This window comes from Nonomuraea sp. NPDC050783, from assembly GCF_040802095.1.
In the GTDB taxonomy this organism is placed as follows: domain Bacteria; phylum Actinomycetota; class Actinomycetes; order Streptosporangiales; family Streptosporangiaceae; genus Nonomuraea.
Map to the genome: position 1 here is coordinate 589,369 of NZ_JBFAHK010000001.1, position 18,830 is coordinate 608,198.

An 18,830-nucleotide genomic window follows, 5' to 3' on the forward strand; every position below is an offset into this window, starting at 1 on the left:
GACCAGCGCATCACCCCCAGGTCGCAGGAGACCCTACCGCGGCGGGCGTAGCTGGTGTTACGTGGAAGGCATGCGACGAGTGATCGTTCCCGCAGCAGCAGCCCTCATCGCGCTCGCGCCGGCCGCGCCCGCCACGGCCGCCGGGCCGCAGCAGAAGGTCCCGGCCGCCGGGCCGCAGCAGAAGGTCCCGGCCGCCGGGCCGCAGCAGAAGGTCCCGGTCGCCGAGGGGTACGGCGGCGCCGCCGCCACCGTGGACCTCGACGCGACCAGGGCCGCCATCGCCGTGCTGAGAAAGGGCGGCAACGCCGTGGACGCCGCGGTGGCCGCAGGCGCCACGCTGGGCGTCACCGAGCCGTACTCGGCCGGGCTGGCCGGCGGCGGCTTCCTGGTCTACTACGACGCCGCGCGGCGCAAGGTCTTCACCATCGACGGGCGCGAGACCGCCCCCAGGGCCATGACCGCCACCGCGTTCGAGGGCGTCCCGTTCGAGGAGGGCGTCACCAGCGGCCTGTCGGCGGGCGTGCCGGGCACGGTGGCGACCTGGGACCTCGCCCTGCGCCGCTTCGGCACCCTCTCGCTCAGGCAGGCGCTCCAGCCCGCGATCGAGGTGGCCTCCAAGGGCTTCGTCGTGGACCAGACCTTCTACGACCAGACGGCCGCCAACGCCGCCCGCTTCAAGGACTTCACCTCCACCGCGAAGCTCTACCTGCCGAACGGCGCGCCGCCGCCCGTCGGCTCGGTCTTCAGGAACCCCGAGCTGGCCGACACCTACCGCGAGCTGGGCAGGCGCGGCCCCGGCTGGCTGTACGGCGGCCGGCTCGGCCAGGAGATCGTGGCCACCGTCAAGCGGCCGCCGGTCACCCCGGGCAGCACCCGCAACGTCCGCCCCGGCCTGATGGAGACCTCGGACCTGACCGCCTACCGCGCCCTCCTGCGCGAGCCCACGAAGATCTCCTTCAAGGGCCTGGACGTGTACGGCATGGCGCCCCCGTCCTCCGGCGGCTCCACGGTCGGCGAGGCGCTCAACATCCTCGAAGCCCTGCCGCGGGTCGGCCTGCACGAGTACCTGGAGTCCTCCCGGCTGGCCTTCGCCGACCGCAACGCCTACATCGGCGACATCCCCGGCGTGCCGCTCAGGGAGCTGCTGTCCGACGGCTTCGCCAAGGAGCGCGCCTGCCTGATCGGCGAGCGGGCGCTCACCAGCCCCGTCGCGCCGGGCAGCCCCGACGGCTCGTACGAGCCGTGCGCCCGGCCGGGCGACGCCTCGTCCCCGGCCGCCAAGGCCGAGGGCCCGGAGACCACGCACCTGGTGGTGGCCGACCGGTGGGGCAACGTCGTCGCCTACAACCTCACCATCGAGTCCACCGGCGGCAACGGCATCGTCGTGCCGGGCCGCGGCGTGCTGCTCAACAACGAGCTGACCGACTTCACCTTCGGCCCGGCCCCCGGCGACCCCAACCTGCCCGGCCCCGGCAAGCGGCCCCGCTCGTCGATGGCGCCCACGCTGGTGTTCAAGGGCGGCGAGCCGGTGCTGGCGGTCGGCTCGCCCGGCGGCGCGACGATCATCACGACCGTGCTGCAGATCCTGGTCAACCGGTACGAGTTCGGCATGAGCCTGCCCGACGCGGTCGCCGCGCCCAGGGCCTCGCAGCGCAACAGCGCGCAGACGCAGGCCGAGCAGGCGTTCCTGGACCGGTACCGGAGCGAGCTGGAGGCACGCGGGCACGCCTTCGCGCCCACTCCGGAGATCGGCGCGGCCACGGGGCTGGAGTTCGTCGGCCGGGGCCGGGTCCAGGCGGTGGCCGAGCCGGTCCGGCGCGGCGGCGGCAGCGCGATGGTGGTCAGTCCCCGGAGGTGAGCCCGGAGGTGAGCCCGGAGCTGAGCCCGGGGATGAGCTCGTAGGCGCCGGGCCGCACCCGCCGGGTACGCGCCCAGTACTCGAAGGTGAAGCCCGGCCAGATCGTCCGGTTCACGCCGTGCTCGTCCAGATACCAGGAGCGGCAGCCGCCCGCGTTCCACACCAGCGGGTCCAGCCGGGCGCGCAGGCGGCGGTTGAAGGCCGCCTGCGCGGCCGGGCGCACGTCCAGGGCCCTGGCCCCGGTCCTGGCCAGCAGGCGCAGGCACGCGATGACGTACCGGACCTGTGACTCGATCATGAACACGACCGAGTTGTGCCCGAGGCCGGTGTTGGGGCCGAGCAGGAAGAACAGGTTGGGGAAGCCCGCGGTGACGATGCCGTGGTAGGCCTCGACGCCGTCGCGCCAGGCGTCCTGGATCTTGAGGCCGTCGCGGCCGACGATGTGCCGGTCGGCGAGGGCGTCCACGACCTTGAAGCCGGTGCCGTGGACGATCACGTCCGCGGGGTGCTCGCGGCCGGTGGCGTCCACCAGGGAGCGCTCGCGGATCTCGGTGATCGCGTCGGTGACGAGCGAGACGTCGTCCCTGGTCAGGGTCGGGTAGTAGTCGCTGGAGATCAGGACGCGCTTGCAGCCGATCAGGTAGTCGGGGGTCAGGGCGCGGCGCAGCGCGGGGTCGGGGACCTGCCGCTCCAGGTGGCGCAGGGCCAGCCGCTCGTGGGCCTTCATGAGGCTCGGGTGGACGGCGAAGCCGAGCGCCCGGCTCTCCAGCGCCCAGTAGACGGCGTACCGCAGGGCCCTGGCCGCGCCGGGCAGGCGCAGCAGCCGCCGGGCCGCCGGGGGGAAGGCGAGGTCGGGCTTGGGGTGCAGCCACGGGGCGGTGCGCTGGAAGACCGTCAGGTGCGCGGCGCGCGGGGCGATCCGGGGGACGAACTGGACGGCCGAGGCGCCGGTGCCGATGACGGCGACGCGCTTGCCGGTCAGGTCCACGGAGTGGTCCCAGGTGGCGGAGTGGAAGGCGGGGCCGGTGAACGTCTCCCGCCCCGGAATATCTGGATATTTCGGGATGTGGAGGGCGCCGATGGCCGAGACGACGGCGTTGGCCCGCAACGTCTCGCCGTCCTCGGTGGTCACCGACCAGGAGCGGCGCGCGTCGTCGTACTCCAGGGCCGTGACGGTCTTGCCGTACCGGATGTGGGGGGTCACGCCGTACTTGTCCGCGCACGAGCGCAGATAGCGCTGGATCTCCTCCTGCGGGGCGAACATCCGGGACCAGCCGGGATTCAGGGCGAACGAGTAGGAGTACATGGGCGACGGCACGTCGCAGGCGCATCCCGGGTAGGTGTTGTCGCGCCAGGTCCCGCCCGGCTCGCCGGCCTTCTCCAGGACGACGAAGTCGTGGTAACCGGCTTCCTTCAGCTTGACGGCCATGCAGATCCCGGCGAAGCCGGCACCCACGACCACGATTCCTGGTTGCTCGCGCACGCGGGGGACCTCCTATTGGACCAGGCGTCCAATGTAGGCCACGGGTGCGGTGCGAGGGAATGCCGAAAACCCGCCACGGCGTCGCGGCGGGTGATCCTGCCAGGTCGTCCTAGGAGGGAGTTACCGGAGGAGAAGGAAGGCGGCGATGCCGATGATCACGATCGCCGCGACGACCGCGATGATGGGCAGCAGGGGCGACTTCTTGGGCTGGGCCGCCGCCTCCTGCTCGCGTGCCTGGGCGAAGGCGCGGAAGGCCTGGGTGTTGCCCGCGGGGTCGATATGCTGGTCAGACATGGGCGCAAGCCTAGCGGCATCCGCTGCGACGTTTGCGCCTTTTGGCGGGATTCATCGAGCGGGGTGATTAGGGGACCACCCCACCCGGCGGATAGCTTGGATGCATGCTCAGGACCCTGCTCTCGCCCCGGCTCATCGGGCTGCACCTGCTCACGATCGGGGTCCTCGTCGCGTTCATCCTCCTCGGGCGCTGGCAGCTCGGCGTCTTCGAGGAGTCGGGCAGGCCGCGCGCCGCCGCCGACCCCGCGCCGGTCCCCGCCGCCACGCTCGCCCCCCTGGCCGCCCAGATCAAGGGCGAGGCCGTGGGCCGCAGGGTGACGGCGGAGGGCGAGTACGACGCCGCCCGCCAGCTCCTCGTGGCCGACCGGCGGCCCGACGTGGACGCGCCCGGCGGCAACGTCTCCCGCGACGACGGCTACTGGGTGCTCACCCCGGTCCGGCTCGACGACGGCACGCTGGTGCCGGTGGTGCGGGGCTGGGTGCTCAGGAGCGACGACCCGGCGGTGGCCGCCGTGCCGCCGGGCCGGGTGGCGGTGACCGGGCGGCTCCAGCCCCAGCAGGGCACCGACAGCGTGCAGCGGCGCGCCGACCGGCTGCCCGCCGGGCAGGTGCAGACGGTGTCCACGGGCGAGCTGGTCAACCTGTGGAGCGGCCAGAAGGTGCGCACCGGTTTCGTGGTCGCGCAGCCGCCGTCCGGCACGCTGACGCAGGTCAGGGTCTCGCCGCCGGCGACCGAGGGCACGCTGACCTGGCGTAACCTGGCATACGCCGCCAACTGGTGGATCTTCGCGGGGTTCGCCGTGTTCATGTGGTTCCACTTCGTCCGCGATGCCGTACGAACGGATCGGGATCGCGACCAGGATCGCGGCAAATCCCCTGAAATGGCTCTGGAAGGTTAAATCGTGGAATCGGCTCTGAAGCCCTTCCGGGTGCTCGCCTATGTCGTCGGCTGCATGCTGCTCATCCTGTGCGTCGCGATGGTGCTGCGCTACGGCTTCGGCAATCCGGCCCTGTCGAAGATCACCGCCCCGATCCACGGCGGGTTCTACATGATCTACCTCGTCACCGTCATGAACCTGGGCATGAAGGCCCGCTGGTCGTGGCCCTACATGGCGGGCGTCATGCTCGGCGGCACGGTGCCGTTCCTGTCGTTCTTCATCGAACGCAGGGTGACCCGGCGCGTGCAGGCGGCGCTGGCCGCGGCGGAGGCCTGAGGCCCGGCGGGAAGGGCCTCCGCCGCCCGGTGGCTCAGTGGCCGATGCCGCGCCGGCGGGACCTCTTCAGCCGCTCGCGCTGCGAGGGGTCGAGCATCAGGTAGCCGGCCACCGGCACGCCGATCGCGGCGAGGATGACCAGCAGGGTGACCCAGCCCGGCAGGGGCAGGATCAGCGTGAGCAGGACGGCGATGCCTGCGCCGATGGCGTACTTCTGGACTGGCGACATCCTCTTCCTCCGACCGCGGAGCGCGCGCCCCGCCTCTCCCACATTCTGCGTCGTCGGTCCAACGAGCGGGACGCCCCGCGGGTTCCCACTCGCGATGTATCGCAAATCAGCGGCTCCGCGGATCGAGCGCGCGCAGCTCGCGGGCCAGCTCCTCCAGCGCCGGCCGCTCGGCCGGGTCGCCCGACAGCAGCCGGAACAGCAGCGGCGCCAGCGCGCCCGCGCGGACCAGCGGCGCGCCCGGCGCGGGCGGCCTGCCCTCCACCGCGGCGAACAGCGTGGCCCCGAGCGACCACAGGTCGGCGGCCGGGCTGAGCACGCCCTCCGGCGCCGCGTACGCCGGCGGCGTGCCGGACCGCAGCGACGGCAGCAGCGTGGCCCGGCCCTCGCCGTCCACTAGAACGTTCCCGGGCTGCACCCCGCCGTGCGGGCCCGGCCCGTCCCGCAGCCGCTCCACGATCGCCAGCCCGATCGCCGCCACCTCGGCGGGCGGCAGCGGGCCCAGCGCCTCGATGAGCCGGTCCAGCGGCTGGTCCACGGCCAGCCGCTCCAGCGTCTCGCGGATCACCTCCACCGGCGGCGGCCCCGCCGGGCCGAGCATCGCCCTGATCAGCGACCTCAACGGGTCCGGCCCGGGAGCGGGGTTCTCGCGCGGCGGCCGGCCCTCGACCGCGAAGTGCAGCGTCGCGCCCAGCGACCACAGGTCGGCCGACGGCCAGGTGCTGCGGCTCGGCAGCCCGAACCCGGTCAGCACCGCCCGCCCCCGCGCGGTCAGCAGCACGTTGCCCGGCTCGACGTTGCCGTGCACGTACGCCGCCGCGTGCCCCGCCGTCAGCGCCGCCAGCACGCCCACCCCCGCCCTGGCCGCCTGCGTCACCGGGAGCGGGCCTCGCGAGCCCACCGCCCGCTCCAGCGACGTCCCGGCGACCGGCTCCATGACCAGCCACGGCGTGCCGCCCGCGACCACCACGTCCAGCACCGGCACGATCGACGGATGCCGCAGCGCCGTCGCCGCCCGCGCCCGGTGCAGCGCCGCCTCGCGCAGCTCGGGCGGCAGGCGTAACTCCCTGACCGCCACCTCGCGGCGGCCGGACTCGTCGAAGGCCGGGCGCACCGGCGCCGCGTCCACGGGGTCGAGCAGGCGGTAACGACCGGCCAGCTTCCCCGCCCCTCCCATGTCGAGGTGCACGACAACCTCCACACCCTCGCATCCGGCCCGTAACCGTCACGTCGCCCGGCCGGCCGGCCAGGGCTCGTGCGCGCTGTGCACCTTCCCCCGCAGCTCGTCCTTCTCCCGCGCGCCGACGTCGTCGGGCGGCCCAGCCCGATGCGGCGCAGGTGTGCGGCGATGTTCACCCGCCAAGTCTGCACCGTATGTGCACGCTTCAGGAGGTGTGCTCTGCACGGGCCGCTCCTAGGCTTTCGTACGTGGCAGAGCAGCGACGCATCCTCGTGGTCGAGGACGACGAGACGATCGCCCTGGCCGTGCGCAACCGCCTGGCCGCCGAGGGGTTCGACGTCCGGGTGGCGGGCGACGGGCAGGACGCCCTCGTCCAGTACGGCAGGGCAGAGCCCGACCTGGTGATCCTCGACCGGCTGCTGCCGGGCCTGGACGGGCTGGAGGTGTGCCGGCGCATGCAGGCCGCCCGCCCCGTCCCGGTGCTCATGCTGACCGCGCTCGGCGACGAGACCGACGTGCTGGTCGGGCTGGGCGTCGGCGCCGACGACTACCTGGCCAAGCCGTTCAGCATGCGCGAGCTGGTCGCCCGCATCCACGCGCTGCTGCGCCGGGTGGAGCGGGCCGCCCAGCTCGCCGCCGAGGACACCGTGATCAGGGTGGGCGAGGTCGAGATCGACACCGCGGCCCGCCGGGTCTTCGTGCGCGGCGCCGAGGCGCAGCTCACCCGGACCGAGTTCGACCTGCTGCGGCGGCTGGCCGAGCGGCCCGGCCAGGTCTTCGAGCGCGACCGGCTGCTGTCGGACGTGTGGGGCTTCTCCGAGGCCGCCGCCACCAGGACCGTGGACAGCCACGTCCGGGCGCTGCGCCGCAAGCTCGGCCCCGACGTCGTACGCACCGTCCACGGCGTCGGGTACGCCCTGGTCCGGCGATGAGGCCCCTCGACTTCCTGGGCCGGATCAAGGTCAAGCTCGGCCTCGTGATCGTGCTGGCCGTCGGGACGGCGTTCGTGGTCAACGAGGTCGGCATCAACTCGGGGCTGTCGCGCGAGCTGCGCATCGCGGTCGCCGTCGTCCTGGCGCTGATCATGGTGCAGCTCCTCGCGATGGGGATGACCAAGCCGCTGCGCCAGATGGCCCGCGCCGCCCAGACCATCGCCAAGGGCCACTACGCGCTGCGGGTCGAGGCCACCTCGCGGGACGAGGTGGGGGAGCTGGCCAGGGCGTTCAACGCGATGGCGGCCGATCTCGGCGAGGTGGACCGGCAGCGGCGCGAGCTGGTCGCCAACGTCAGCCACGAGCTGCGCACGCCCATCACCGGGCTGCGGGCCGTCCTGGAGAACGTGGTGGACGGCGTCTCGGCGCCCGACCCCGTCACCATGGCCACCGCGCTCGCCCAGACCGAACGGCTCGGACGGCTCGTGGCGCAGCTCCTCGACCTGTCCCGGCTGGACAGCGGGGCGCGGCTCATCGAGGCCGAGGACGTCACGCTGGCGCCGCTCGTCGAGCAGGCCGTGCGGGAGGCGGGGCTGGCCCGCGAGGACGTCGCGATCCGGGCCGTGGTGCCGGGCGGCCTGGTGGTGCGGGCCGACCCCGACCTGCTCGCCCAGGTCCTGGCCAACCTGCTGGACAACGCGGTCCGGCACAGCCCGCCCGGCGGGACGGTCACCGTCAGCGGCGCACCCGAGGGGGACGGGGTGCGGATCGCGGTCGCCGACCGCGGGCCCGGCATCCCGGCGGCGGCACGGGGGCGGGTGTTCGAGCGCTTCTCGCGGCTGGACTCCGGGCGGGCCGCCGACTCGGGCGGCGCGGGGCTGGGGCTGGCCATCGTCAAGGAGATCGTGGAGTTGCACGGGGGATCGGTACGGATCGACGACTGCGCGGGGTGCCGCATGGTCGTCGAGCTACCAGGGAGGACGACGACCATGACCGACACGCCACTGGAGGCGGACCCGCCGCGGGCCGCGCAGGCCGCGCAGGCCGCGCAGCCTGTGGAGGCCGTGCCGGACGACGACCCGGCGGAAGGCGTCCGGGGGCTCCCGGACCACGGGGAGTCGCGGGACGGCGAGGTGGCGGCGAGTGGTCCGGTCGCTGACGGCTCGCCGGTCGCGGGGGCCGGGGTGGCCGCCGGTGGCCCTCCGGTCGCCGGTGGGGAGCCGCTGGTGGCCGGTGTGCCGGGTGGGGCTGCGGGCGTGACGGCCGCCGGTGCTCACCCGGCGGTGGGGGCGCCGTCGGCGGGGGCCGGGCTCGTGCGGGTGTTCGGCGGAGGTGTCGTCGGCACGATGGTCGGGTTCCTGCTCGGGATGTTCGGCGCCGTGATCGTCAGCGTGACGGTCGGGGACGGGCTGGCCCTCGTCACGCTCATCCTGTGTACGGCGGGCGTGGGCGCGACCGGCGCGGCCGTGGGCGCGGGCTCGGCCCGCCGCGCGGCGGCCCTGGCGTACCAGGCGGCCCACTCCACCCACCCGGGCGCCCCCTCCACCCACCCGGGCGCCCCCTCCACCCATCCGGGCGCCCACTCCACCCCACCGACCCGCCCCACCGGACACCCCCCGGCCCCGGCGGGCCACCCCCCGACCCCGGCGGGCCACCCCCCGGCCGCGGCGGGGCAGTCCTCGGCCCACGCCGGGCACTCTCCGGCGGCGGCCGGGCAGCCGGTGCGGGGTGGGGGGGCCGGGGGCCGGGGGCCGGGCGGGCCGGTGTACGGGCCGCCCGCGTACGTGCCGCCGCCGTTGTTCCCGCGGCCCCAGTTGCCGGACCCGCCGCGCTGGCTGCTGCCCGCGGCCGGCGGGGCCGGGGTGTTCGCGGCCGTGGCGTTGCCGCAGGCGCAGGTGGGCCTCGGGATCGTGCTCGTGGCGATGGTTCTCGGCGCGGCGGCGCTGCCGGCCGTGGTCAGGCGGATGACGCCGTGGACGCTGGCGTTCGGCGTCACGGCGTACTGGCTGGTCTCGATGGCGGCGGTGCGCGACGCCGACTGGCTGGTGGGGATCCTGCTCGTGGGCGGGGCCGGCCTGGGCGCGCTGGCCGTGTCCGGGGCCGGGACGGGCTGGCTCGGCGTGCTCAGGGGCGGCGCGTCGGTGCTGCTGGCGCTGGGGCCGGTGCCGTGGTTCCTGGCCGCGCCGCTGAAGAGACTGACGGCCCGGCGGCGGATCCTGCCGGCGCTGGCCGCGACCGGCATCACGGTGGTGCTGCTGCTGGTGTTCGGGCTGCTGTTCAGCTCGGCGGACGCGGTGTTCGCCTCGTACGCCGGCCGCCTGATGACCGCTCCCGCCTGGATGGAGTCGGCGCCGGTGCGGATCGTCCTGTTCGTGGTGTTCGCCGTGCTGCTGGCGGCCGTGGTGCTGGTCGCGCTGCGGCCGGTGGCCGACCCGGTGGGCCCGGGGCGCAGGTTCGCCGTGAGCGGGAGCGTGTGGGCGGTGCCGCTGACGGCGGTGAACCTGCTGTTCGCCTCGTTCGTGGCGGTGCAGATCACGGCGCTGTTCGGCGGCAACACGTGGGTGCTGAGGACGGCGGGCCTGACCTACGCCGAGTACGCCAGGCAGGGCTTTTTCCAGCTCGTCGTGGTCAGCGTGTTCGTGCTCGGCATCGTGGCGGTGGCGGCCGGCCTGCTGCGGACCGGGCGGCGCGAGCGCTGGGTGCTGGCCGGCCTGCTGGGCGTGCTCTGCGGCCTGACCATGGTGGTGCTGGCCTCGGCCCTGCACCGGATGAACCTCTACACCGACGCCTACGGCCTGTCCCGGCTGCGGCTGTCGGTGCAGGCCACGGTCTGGTGGCTGGGCGCGGTGTTCGCGCTGGTGCTGCTGGCGGGCGCGGCGCGGCTGGCCGGGCGCGGCTCGGGCTGGCTGCCGCGCACGATCGTCCTGGTGACCGGGCTCGGCCTGGGCGCGTTCGCGATGGTGAACCCGGACCTGCGGGTGGCGTACACGCAGGTGGAGGTGCGCGGCGTCGCCAACCTGGACTCCGACTACCTGGGCGACCTCGGCGCGGAGGCGGTGCCGGCGCTGGACCGGCTGCCGGAGCCGCAGCGCAGCTGCGTGCTGGCCGACGTGGTCAGGGCGAACGAGCTGGATCGGCCGGACCCGTGGAACGGCTGGAACCTGGCCCGCGCGCGGGCCCGCGACCTGCTGGCCGCGCACCCGGTACGCGAGGGGGTGGCGTGCGGGCCGCGCTCGACCGGGCGCTCTGGTTGAATCGCGGGATGAGCTTCGACGTGGTCATCCGCGGCGGGAGGGTGCTCGACGGCACGGGCGCGCCGCCGTACCGGGCGGACGTGGCGGTGCGCGGCGACCGGATCGCCGCCGTGGGCAGGCTGGAGGCCGCCGAGGCGGCGACGGTGATCGACGCGGCCGGGCGGTTCGTCGCGCCGGGCTTCGTGGACTGCCACGCCCACGGCGACGCCGCCGTCTTCGACCCGGCGGTGCAGCGGGCGGCGCTGCGCCAGGGGGTGACGACGCTCGTGCTCGGCCAGGACGGGCTGTCGTACGCGCCAGGCTCGGCCGCCACCGTCGCCTACGCCTCCCGCTACTTCGCCGCGGTCAACGGCCCGTCGCGCTTCGACGGGCCGCTGACCGTCGGGGAGCTGCTGGAGTCCTACGACCGCGCGGTCGCGCTCAACACGGCGTACCTGCTGCCGCACGGCACCATCCGCTACGACGTGATGGGCCCCGAGCCGGGCCCGGCCTCCGCCGGCGACCTGGCCGCGATGGTGCGGCACGTCGAGCGCGGCCTGGCGGAGGGCGCGGCCGGGCTGTCCAGCGGCCTGGAGTACCTGCCGGGCCGCTACGCCGACGCCGCGGAGCTGGCCGCGCTGTGCCGCCCGCTCGGCGGCCTGCCGTACGTCACCCACATGCGCGCCTACGGCGCCGGCGCCGCGGTCGGCATGGCCGAGGTGGCGGAGATCGCCGCCCGCTCGGGCGCGGCCGTGCACGTCTCGCACCTGCACGGCCCGGCCGACGTGCTGCTGCCGCTGGTCGAGGACGCCCTCGCCCGCGACGTGGACCTGACCTTCGACACCTACCCCTACCTGCGCGGCAACACGATCCTGGCGATGGTCGTGCTGCCGCCGTCGGTGCCCGCCGCGGAGACCGGCCGGGCGCTGGAGCTGATCGCCGGCGCCGACCTGGACGAGTGGTGGGGCGCGATGGAGGCCACCTGGCCCCGGCTGACCGTCTCGCACGCCCCCGGCATGGAGTGGACCGAGGGGCTGACCCTGGTGGAGGCGGCCGAGCGGGCGGGGACGAAACCGGCCGAGCTGTGCCGCCGCCTGCTCATCGAGACGCACCTGGAGGCGGGGGTCGTCACCGCCCGCCCGGACGAGGGCCCGGAGGGGGAGGAGTCGGTGCGCCGCATGTTGCGCCACCCCTCGCACACGGGCGGTTCCGACGCCATCTACGTGGGCGGACATCCGCATCCGCGTGGGTTCGGGGCGTTCGCCCGCTTCCTCGGCCGGCACGTCAGGGAGCTGGGCGACTGGACGTGGGAGCAGGCCGTCGTGCACCTGGCCGGGCATCCGGCCCGGCGGTTCGGGCTGGCGGACCGCGGGCTGGTCCGGGTGGGCTGCGCGGCCGACCTGGTGGTGATCGACCCGGCGACGGTGGGCGACCGGGCGACGTACGCCGAGCCGCGCACGCCGGCGGCCGGCGTGGACGACGTACTGGTGTCGGGCGTGCCGGTGCTGGCCGCCGGAGAGCTGACGGGAGCGGCGCCGGGCCGGGCACTCCATCCATGATCGGTGTAATAAGGTCAGACGCGGATGAAGGGGGATCCGTGCCGACATCGATCTTCGACGGCGAGTTCGACTTCCCGCTGATGGTCGTGCACCGGGACGCGCTGGAGCACAACGTCGCGACGATGGCGGCCTTCGTCCGCGGCCACGGGATGGAGCTGGCCCCGCACGCCAAGACGCACATGTCCGCCGAGATCGCGCGGCGGCAGCTCGCGGCCGGCGCGTGGGGGCTGACCGTGGCCGACACGCGGCAGGCGCGGGCGGCCCGCGGGTTCGGCGCCCGGCGCGTCCTCGTCGCCAACCAGGTCGTGGACCCGGCGGGGCTGGCCTGGGCGGCCGCTGAGCTGGAGCGGGACCCGTCCTTCGAGTTCCTGAGCTTCGCCGACTCGGTCGAGGGCGTGGACATCCTGGCCCGGCACGCGGGGCGGCGGCCGTTCCGGGTGCTGGTGGAGCGAGGGCACGAGGGCGGCCGGGCGGGCTGCCGCTCGCTGGAGGAGTTCCTGCGGGTGGCGGAGCACGCGGCGGGCACGCCCGGGGTGGAGCCGGCCGGGGTGGCGGGGTACGAGGGCGGCCTGCCAGGCGCGGGCGAGGTCCGGAAATATCTGGACACGTTGGTGGAAGCCCTGGAGTACGTCCGCCTCCGCGACCCGCTCCTGTCCGTCGGCGGCAGCCAGTGGTTCGACGTGATCGGGCGCGAGCTGGCCGCCGTCCAGGCCAGGATCCTGCTGCGCAGCGGCGCGTACGTCAGCCACGACGACGGCTACTACCGCGAGCGCACCCCCTTCAACCGCGTGGACGGCGAGCTGCGCCCGGCGCTGGAGGTGTGGGCGTACGTGCTGTCCGCCCCCGAGCCCGGCCTGGCGATCGTCGGCATGGGCAAGCGGGACGCCCCCTACGACGAGGGCCTGCCGATCCCGCGCCGCGACGGCGTCACCGTCCTCAGGATGCAGGACCAGCACACGGTGGTGCGCGCCGACGGGCTCAAGCCCGGTGACCTGCTGTCCTTCGGCATCTCCCATCCCTGTACGGCCTTCGACAAGTGGCGCGTGCTGCCGCTGGTGGACTCCGACTACCGTGTCGTTGGCATGATAAATACCGATTTTTAGGGAGATTTCGTGAAGAAGGAGCTCCGTACCAGCGAGGGCGCCGCCCCGATCGGCGCGTACTCGCAGGGTCTCGTGGTCGGCGACTTCGTCTACACCTCCGGCGCGGGCCCGCTCGACCCGAACACCGGCGAGGTCGTCGGCGAGGACGTGGCCGCCCAGACCCACCAGACCATGCGCAACCTCGGGGCCATCCTCGCCGCGCACGGCCTCGGCTTCGACGACGTGATCAAGGCCACCGTCCACCTGCAGCACCTGGAGCGCGACTTCGCCGCCTTCAACGAGGTGTACAAGTCGTACTTCAACGCGCCCTACCCGGTCCGCACCACCGTGGGATCCCAGCTCCTGAACATCCTGGTGGAGATCGACTTCGTCGCGCACAAGAGCGCGTAAGGTCGGCTCGTGGACAGTTCGGTTTACGTCTTCGCCGAGGATCTGCGCGGTGAGGGCGTCGAGCGGGTGCTCGACAGGATCAGCGGCTACGGCGTGACCGGCGTCACCGTCGGCGCCGCGCACCACGCCTCCCGCGACGTCACCCCGCACGGGCTGTCCAGGCTGACCATCCGGCGCGACGGGGCGCACTTCGCCCCGCCCGCCGACCTGTTCGACGGGCTGCGGCTCTCCCCGGTGCCCGGCCACGCCGCCGTCTTCGACGGCCTGCGCGAGGCGTGCGCGCGGCGGTCCATGAAGCTGCACGGCTGGACGGTCTTCCTGCGCAACGCCACGCTCGGGGCCGAGCACCCCGACGTCACCGTCCGCGACTGCTTCGGCGACCGCGGCTCGCCGACCGACCTGTGCCCCGCCCACCCCGACGTGCGCGAGTACGCGGTGGCGCTGGCCCGCGCGGTGGCCAGGCTCGGCGTCGACAGCGTGGTGGCCGAGGCGCTGCACTTCCTGCCGATGCGGGCGCTGCGCTCGTTCGTGCCGCTCGGGCCGATGGACGCCTACCTGTTCGGGCTCTGCTTCTGCGACTACTGCCTGCGCCGCGCCGCCGACCTGGGCGTGGACGCCGAGGTGGCGCGCGAGGAGTGCGCCCGCATCGTCGGCCGGGTGCTCGACGGCGACCCGCCCGCGCAGGGCGAGGTGACCAGGGCGGCACTGACCGCCTACGCCGGCCCCGACGTCGTGGCCTACGCCCGGGCCCGCTCCGAGACCGTCACCACGCTGGTGTCCGAGGTGGCCTCCGCGGTCGCCGACGAGGGCTCCAAGCTGGTGTTCATCGACTCCACGGGCGCGGTCAAGGGGTACGCCGACGGCCTGCCCACGCCGGGCCTGGCCGCCCACGACGCCTGGCAGCTCGGCGTCGACCTGGTGGCGTTGGGTGACCTGGTGCCGGCGTTCGGGGTGCTGGCCTACGCCCGCGACGCGGCGCGGGTGGCCGACGACGTCGGGGCCTACCTGCGCTCGGTCGGCAAGGACCGCGAGGTTCGGGCGGTGCTGCGGCCCGGGCATCCCGACAGCGACTCGCTCGACCGGCTGGTGGCCAAGGTCCGCGCGGCCAAGGCGGCCGGAGCGCTCGCGGTGGACTTCTACGCCTACGGGCTGGCCCCGCACCCCGTGCTCGACCGCATCTCCGCCGCCCTCGCCGAAGTCCTCTAGCCCCGTTCAGGCCCTTCGACTCCGGCCCCTTGACCCCCGTTCCGGTCCCTCAATCCGTTCCGGTCCCGGCCCGGACGCCGTCGAGCAGGGCCGAGACCGCCTGGTCGGCGAAGCCGTCCGGCACGCGCAGCCCGCGGAAGACCACCCGCAGCCACACCGCCCCCGCCAGCAGGTCCACGATCAGCATCGGGTCGGCCGAGGCGGCCAGCTCGCCGCGGCGCACCGCGCGCTCGAAGATCTCCCGCTCCCTCGCGAAGCGGTCGGCGAGGAAGCGGCGGGCGTCCAGCTCGGGATGGCGGACGGCGGCGCCCAGCGCGGCCACCGCGATGTCGGCCGACGGCGCCTCGGTGAGCAGCCGGATCACGGAATCGACCAGCGCCACCAGGTCGCCGCGCAGGCTGCCGGTGTCGGGCGGGTCGAACCCGAGCAGGTCGGCCTCCACCAGCGCCGCCCCCAGCAGCGCCGCCTTGGACGGCCACCACCGGTAGATCGTCGTCTTGTTGACGCCCGACCGCTCGGCGACGCCCTCGACGGTCAGCCCGTCGTAGCCCTTCTCGGCGACCAGCCGCAACGTCGCGTCGAAGATCTCCTGCTGCTTCCTCGGGGCCATGAGCCTCATTTTCTCCCGGCGAACGCCGTGGCCACGCCGAGGCCCAGGTAGACCAGGCCGCTGACGTACCGCAGGGCCCGGACGTGGCGGCCCAGGCGGCGGCCGAGGGCGCCGGCGGTGCACGCGTACACGACGTCCGAGACCAGGCCGAGCAGCAGCAGCGTCAGGCCGAACACCACGATCTGCAGCGCGGGCGAGCCCGCCCCCGGGTCCACGAACTGCGGCAGGAACGCCAGGAAGAACAGCGCCACCTTGGGGTTGAGCACGTTGACCAGCACCCCTTCGAGGAACACCTTGCGCAGCGGCTGCGGCGCCGGCGTGCCGCCCTCCTCCTGCCCGCCGCCGGTGAACGCGCGGAAGGCCAGGTAGCCGAGGTAGGCCACGCCCACCCACTTCACCACCGCGAACAGCGCGGCCGAGCGCGAGATCAGGTACGACAGGCCGGCCGCGGCGGCCGCGATGTGCACCAGCGTGCCGGTCTCCACGCCGAACGCGCTGGCCAGCCCGGCCGCCCGGCCCTGCGCCAGGCCGCGGGCGGTGATGTAGAAGTGGTTCGGGCCGGGGACGAGCACCAGGACCAGTGAGGCGGTGACGAAGAGCGCGTACGTCGCGGGGGAGATCATTACCGCAGCCTAGGACGGCCTTGGTCCGGGTATAAGAGCCAATGTGGGGGTTGTTTACCGGTCCAATAACTTGTCGGGGCGGCGTGGCATAGTTGCTGACGTGAACGGACTTCTCGTCGGGCGCTCGGCCGAGCTCGCCAGGCTCGAGCGGGTGCTGCGGTCCGCCACCGAGGGCACGGCCGGCGTCGCGCTCGTCGGCGGCGACGCGGGCATCGGCAAGACACGGCTGGTGGGCGAGCTGGTGGAGCGCGCCCGCGAGCTGGGCTTCCACGTGCTCGTCGGCCAGTGCGCCGAGCTGGGCGACGCCCTGCCCTACCTGCCGCTGGCCGACGCGCTGCGCGGCGCCGAGCCGGCCGTGCGGGAGGCCGCCGCCGCCCACCCCCTGCTGGGCCAGCTCCTGCCAGGCACCGAGAGCGCGCCCTCCAGCGGACTCACCCAGCAGCGGCTGTTCGGCTCGCTGCTCGGGCTCCTGGCCGGCGTGCAGCCCGTGCTGTTCGTGATCGAGGACCTGCACTGGGCCGACCGCTCCACCCGCGACCTGCTGGTCTTCCTCAGCCGCATGGTGCAGGCCGAGCAGGTCTGCGTCGTGGGCACCTACCGCACCGACGACCTGCACCGCCGCCATCCGCTGCGGTCCGTGCTGGCCGAGCTCAAGCGCCTGCCGACGGTGACCAGCGTCGAGCTGGGGCCGCTCAGCGCCGGCGACCTGTCCGACTACGTCGCCACAATGGGGGAGGTGGGCGTCCACGAGCTGGGGGAGATCGTCGCACGGGCCGACGGCAACCCGTTCTACGCCGAGGAGCTGTTCGCGGCCGTGGCCGAGGGCGACAGCCTGCCCGACGGGCTGGCCAGCCTGCTGATGTCCCGGGTCGAGGTGCTGTCCGAGGCGAGCCAGCGGGTGCTGCGGGCCGCCGCGGTGGCCGGGCGGCGGGTGGAGGACGAGCTGCTGCGGGAGGTGTCGGGGCTGCCGCTGGCCGAGTTCGAGGAGGCGGTCAGGGAGATCGTCTCGCGCGGGCTGCTGCGGGTCGACGGTTTCGGCTACACCTTCCGCCACGCGCTGCTGCAGGAGGCGGTCTACACCGACCTGCTGCCCGGCGAGCGCACCCGGCTGCACGCCGCCTTCGCCCGCCTGCTGACCTCGCCGGCCGAGCTGGCCCACCACCACCTCGCCGGCCACGACCTCGCCGGCGCGCTCAAGGCGTCCGCCGAGGCCGGCCGGCTGGCCGAGCGGCTGGGCGCGCCCGCCGAGGCCCACCGCCACTACGACCAGGCACTCGGCCTCTGGGACCGCGTCGAGGGCGCCGAGGAGCTGGCCGGCGAGGGCCGGGCGGCGCTGGCCTTCCGCAGCGCGACGATGGCCGCCGACAGCGGCGACAACCACCGCGCCGTCGTCCAGCTCCGGGCGCTGCCGCCGACGTCCGAGGTCAGCGAGCGCCTGGCCTACTACCTGTACGAGACCGACGACCAGCCCGGCGCCATCGCGGCCGCCGAGCGCGCGGTCCGCAGCGCCGAGGACGAGCGCGCGCTCGCCCGCGCCCTGGCCACCCACGCCCGCACCCTGCTGTGGAGCCCCCGCCACAAGGAGGTCGAGGCGCTGGCCACCCGCGCCCTTGAGACCGCCCGCGCCGCCGGGGCCAAGGACGCCGAGGTCGGCGCGCTGCTCACGCTGGCCACCTACGCCGAATACCGCGGTGACGTGACCAGGGCCCACGAGCTGGTCGAGACCGCCTCCGCCCACAACACCGGCGACCTGGCGATGGACCTGCGCGCCCGCTTCCACCACGCCCGCATCCACTACGAGCAGGGCAAGCTCGCCCAGGCCGCCGACATGGCCGACAAGGGCATCCGGCTGGCGCTCGACACCGGCCTCAAGTGGAGCACCTACGGCACCGACCTGCGCTTCCTGCGCTTCCTCATCCACTACGTGGCCGGCGAGTGGGACCAGGCGGAGGCCGTCGCCGCCACCTTCCCCGTGCGGGTGGGCACGCTGCCGGAGGCGACGCTGTCGTCGTTCTCGCTCTTCGTCGAGGTGGGGCGCGGCCTGCCCGGCGTGGAGAGCCGGCTGAGCTGGCTGCGGCCGTTCTGGTCCGGCGAGCTGGCCGCCTACATGTCCCGGGGGCTGGCCGCCGAGCACGCGCTCTGGCAGGGCGATCCGGCCGCGGCGCTGGAGCACGTCCATGCGGCCCTGGCGCCGCTCGTGCCGGGCGAGGCGGGCGTGCTGCGGCTGTGCGCGGTCGGGCTGTGGGCGATGGCCGAGCTCGGCACCACCGACGGCGCCGACGAGCTGTTGGAGCGCGCCCGCTACGTCGTCGACCACGGCCCCATCGGCGAGCGCGGGCACCTCGGGCCCGAGGGCGTGGCCTGGGCCCTGCGGGTCGAGGCCGAGTGGCACCGCGTGCACGGGCGGCACGACGTGGAGCTGTGGCGGCGGGTGGTCGAGGCGTTCGACTTCGGCTTCGTCTACGAGGTGGCGCGCGCCCGCTGGCGGCTGGCCGAGGCCCTGCTCGCCCACGGCGACCGGGAGGCGGCGCAGGCCGAGTGGGAGCTGGCCAGGGAGGCGGCGGGCAAGCTGCGGGCCGCGCCGCTGGAGAACGCGCTGCTGGAGTTCGGCCGCCGGGCCCGCTTCGGCAGTGGGCACGGGCACGGGGGCGGATCGGCCGGCGGGCCCGGAGGCGGGTCCGGCTCCGGCTCCGGCGGTGAGGGGGCGTTGACGGCGCGGGAGCTGGAGGTGCTGCGGCTGGTCGCCGAGGGGCTGACCAACCGGGAGATCGCCGAACGGCTGTTCATCGCCCAGAAGACGGTGAGCGTGCACGTGTCGAACATCCTGGCCAAGCTGGAGGTCTCCACCCGCACCCAGGCCGCCGCCTCCGCCCGCCGCACCGGCCTACTGCCCTGACCATCCCCCTTCTCCCGCCTGCC

Annotated in this window: 16 protein-coding genes; 10 read left to right on the top strand and 6 right to left on the bottom strand. The window is 74.6% G+C overall.

Features of this window, described 5'->3' with window-relative positions; all coding sequences use genetic code 11:
• The first annotated feature begins 70 nt into the window (after positions 1–70).
• On the top strand, positions 71–1,858 hold the full coding sequence (locus AB0H75_RS02755; RefSeq protein WP_367789168.1) for a gamma-glutamyltransferase family protein: 1,788 nt from the start codon (positions 71–73) through the stop codon (positions 1,856–1,858).
• Here the strand turns inward: AB0H75_RS02755 and AB0H75_RS02760 are convergent.
• Both AB0H75_RS02760 and AB0H75_RS02765 read right to left on the bottom strand, forming a co-directional pair.
• Positions 1,842–3,341: a flavin-containing monooxygenase gene (locus tag AB0H75_RS02760; RefSeq protein WP_367789171.1), complete on the bottom strand. Its 1,500-nt coding sequence runs from the start codon at positions 3,339–3,341 to the stop codon at positions 1,842–1,844. The genes AB0H75_RS02755 and AB0H75_RS02760 overlap by 17 nt on opposite strands.
• 120 nt (positions 3,342–3,461) lie before the next feature.
• Positions 3,462–3,635, bottom strand: a complete 174-nt coding sequence (locus AB0H75_RS02765; protein ID WP_367789174.1) for a hypothetical protein — start codon at positions 3,633–3,635, stop codon at positions 3,462–3,464.
• A 104-nt stretch (positions 3,636–3,739) separates the two neighbouring features.
• Here AB0H75_RS02765 and AB0H75_RS02770 point away from each other — a divergent pair, with 104 nt between their 5' ends.
• Positions 3,740–4,534, top strand: a complete 795-nt coding sequence (locus AB0H75_RS02770; RefSeq protein WP_367789177.1) for an SURF1 family protein — start codon at positions 3,740–3,742, stop codon at positions 4,532–4,534.
• A gap of 3 nt (positions 4,535–4,537) precedes the next feature.
• Positions 4,538–4,849: a DUF3817 domain-containing protein gene (locus AB0H75_RS02775; protein WP_367789180.1), complete on the top strand. Its 312-nt coding sequence runs from the start codon at positions 4,538–4,540 to the stop codon at positions 4,847–4,849.
• A 34-nt stretch (positions 4,850–4,883) separates the two neighbouring features.
• Here AB0H75_RS02775 and AB0H75_RS02780 read toward each other — a convergent pair whose 3' ends face one another.
• Together AB0H75_RS02780 and AB0H75_RS02785 are read right to left on the bottom strand one after the other, a co-directional pair.
• A complete protein-coding gene (locus AB0H75_RS02780) occupies positions 4,884–5,078 on the bottom strand; it encodes a hypothetical protein (RefSeq protein ID WP_367789183.1) in 195 nt (64 codons plus the stop codon).
• A 106-nt stretch (positions 5,079–5,184) separates the two neighbouring features.
• Entirely contained in the window at positions 5,185–6,264 is a 1,080-nt protein-coding gene (locus AB0H75_RS02785; protein ID WP_367789185.1) for a protein kinase, read from the bottom strand.
• Positions 6,265–6,527: 263 nt separating this feature from the next.
• Here AB0H75_RS02785 and AB0H75_RS02790 point away from each other — a divergent pair, with 263 nt between their 5' ends.
• The 6 genes from AB0H75_RS02790 to AB0H75_RS02815 are packed head-to-tail and all read left to right on the top strand — an operon-like array spanning position 6,528 to position 14,678.
• The gene (locus tag AB0H75_RS02790) at positions 6,528–7,187 is read left to right on the top strand and encodes a response regulator transcription factor (protein ID WP_367790470.1); all 660 of its coding nucleotides are present in this window, start codon (positions 6,528–6,530) and stop codon (positions 7,185–7,187) included.
• Complete coding sequence (locus AB0H75_RS02795) at positions 7,184–10,441, top strand: DUF4153 domain-containing protein (protein WP_367789188.1); 3,258 nt, start codon at positions 7,184–7,186, stop codon at positions 10,439–10,441. The genes AB0H75_RS02790 and AB0H75_RS02795 overlap by 4 nt, the downstream gene beginning before the upstream one ends.
• Before the next feature lie 8 nt (positions 10,442–10,449).
• Positions 10,450–11,979: an amidohydrolase family protein gene (locus AB0H75_RS02800; RefSeq protein ID WP_367789191.1), complete on the top strand. Its 1,530-nt coding sequence runs from the start codon at positions 10,450–10,452 to the stop codon at positions 11,977–11,979.
• 38 nt (positions 11,980–12,017) lie between these two features.
• Positions 12,018–13,082: an alanine racemase gene (locus AB0H75_RS02805; protein WP_367789194.1), complete on the top strand. Its 1,065-nt coding sequence runs from the start codon at positions 12,018–12,020 to the stop codon at positions 13,080–13,082.
• Between the two features lie 9 nt (positions 13,083–13,091).
• Complete coding sequence (locus AB0H75_RS02810; protein ID WP_367789197.1) at positions 13,092–13,472, top strand: RidA family protein; 381 nt, start codon at positions 13,092–13,094, stop codon at positions 13,470–13,472.
• A gap of 9 nt (positions 13,473–13,481) precedes the next feature.
• Positions 13,482–14,678, top strand: a complete 1,197-nt coding sequence (locus tag AB0H75_RS02815; protein ID WP_367789200.1) for a hypothetical protein — start codon at positions 13,482–13,484, stop codon at positions 14,676–14,678.
• 49 nt (positions 14,679–14,727) lie between these two features.
• On the opposite strand, the gene AB0H75_RS02820 is transcribed toward AB0H75_RS02815, so the two are convergent.
• Positions 14,728–15,288: a TetR/AcrR family transcriptional regulator gene (locus AB0H75_RS02820; protein ID WP_367789203.1), complete on the bottom strand. Its 561-nt coding sequence runs from the start codon at positions 15,286–15,288 to the stop codon at positions 14,728–14,730.
• 5 nt (positions 15,289–15,293) lie between these two features.
• The gene (locus tag AB0H75_RS02825; RefSeq protein ID WP_367789206.1) at positions 15,294–15,911 is read right to left on the bottom strand and encodes a LysE family translocator; all 618 of its coding nucleotides are present in this window, start codon (positions 15,909–15,911) and stop codon (positions 15,294–15,296) included.
• 100 nt (positions 15,912–16,011) lie between these two features.
• Between AB0H75_RS02825 and AB0H75_RS02830 the strand changes: the two genes are divergently transcribed.
• On the top strand, positions 16,012–18,807 hold the full coding sequence (locus tag AB0H75_RS02830) for an AAA family ATPase (RefSeq protein WP_367789209.1): 2,796 nt from the start codon (positions 16,012–16,014) through the stop codon (positions 18,805–18,807).
• The last annotated feature ends 23 nt before the right edge of the window (positions 18,808–18,830 follow it).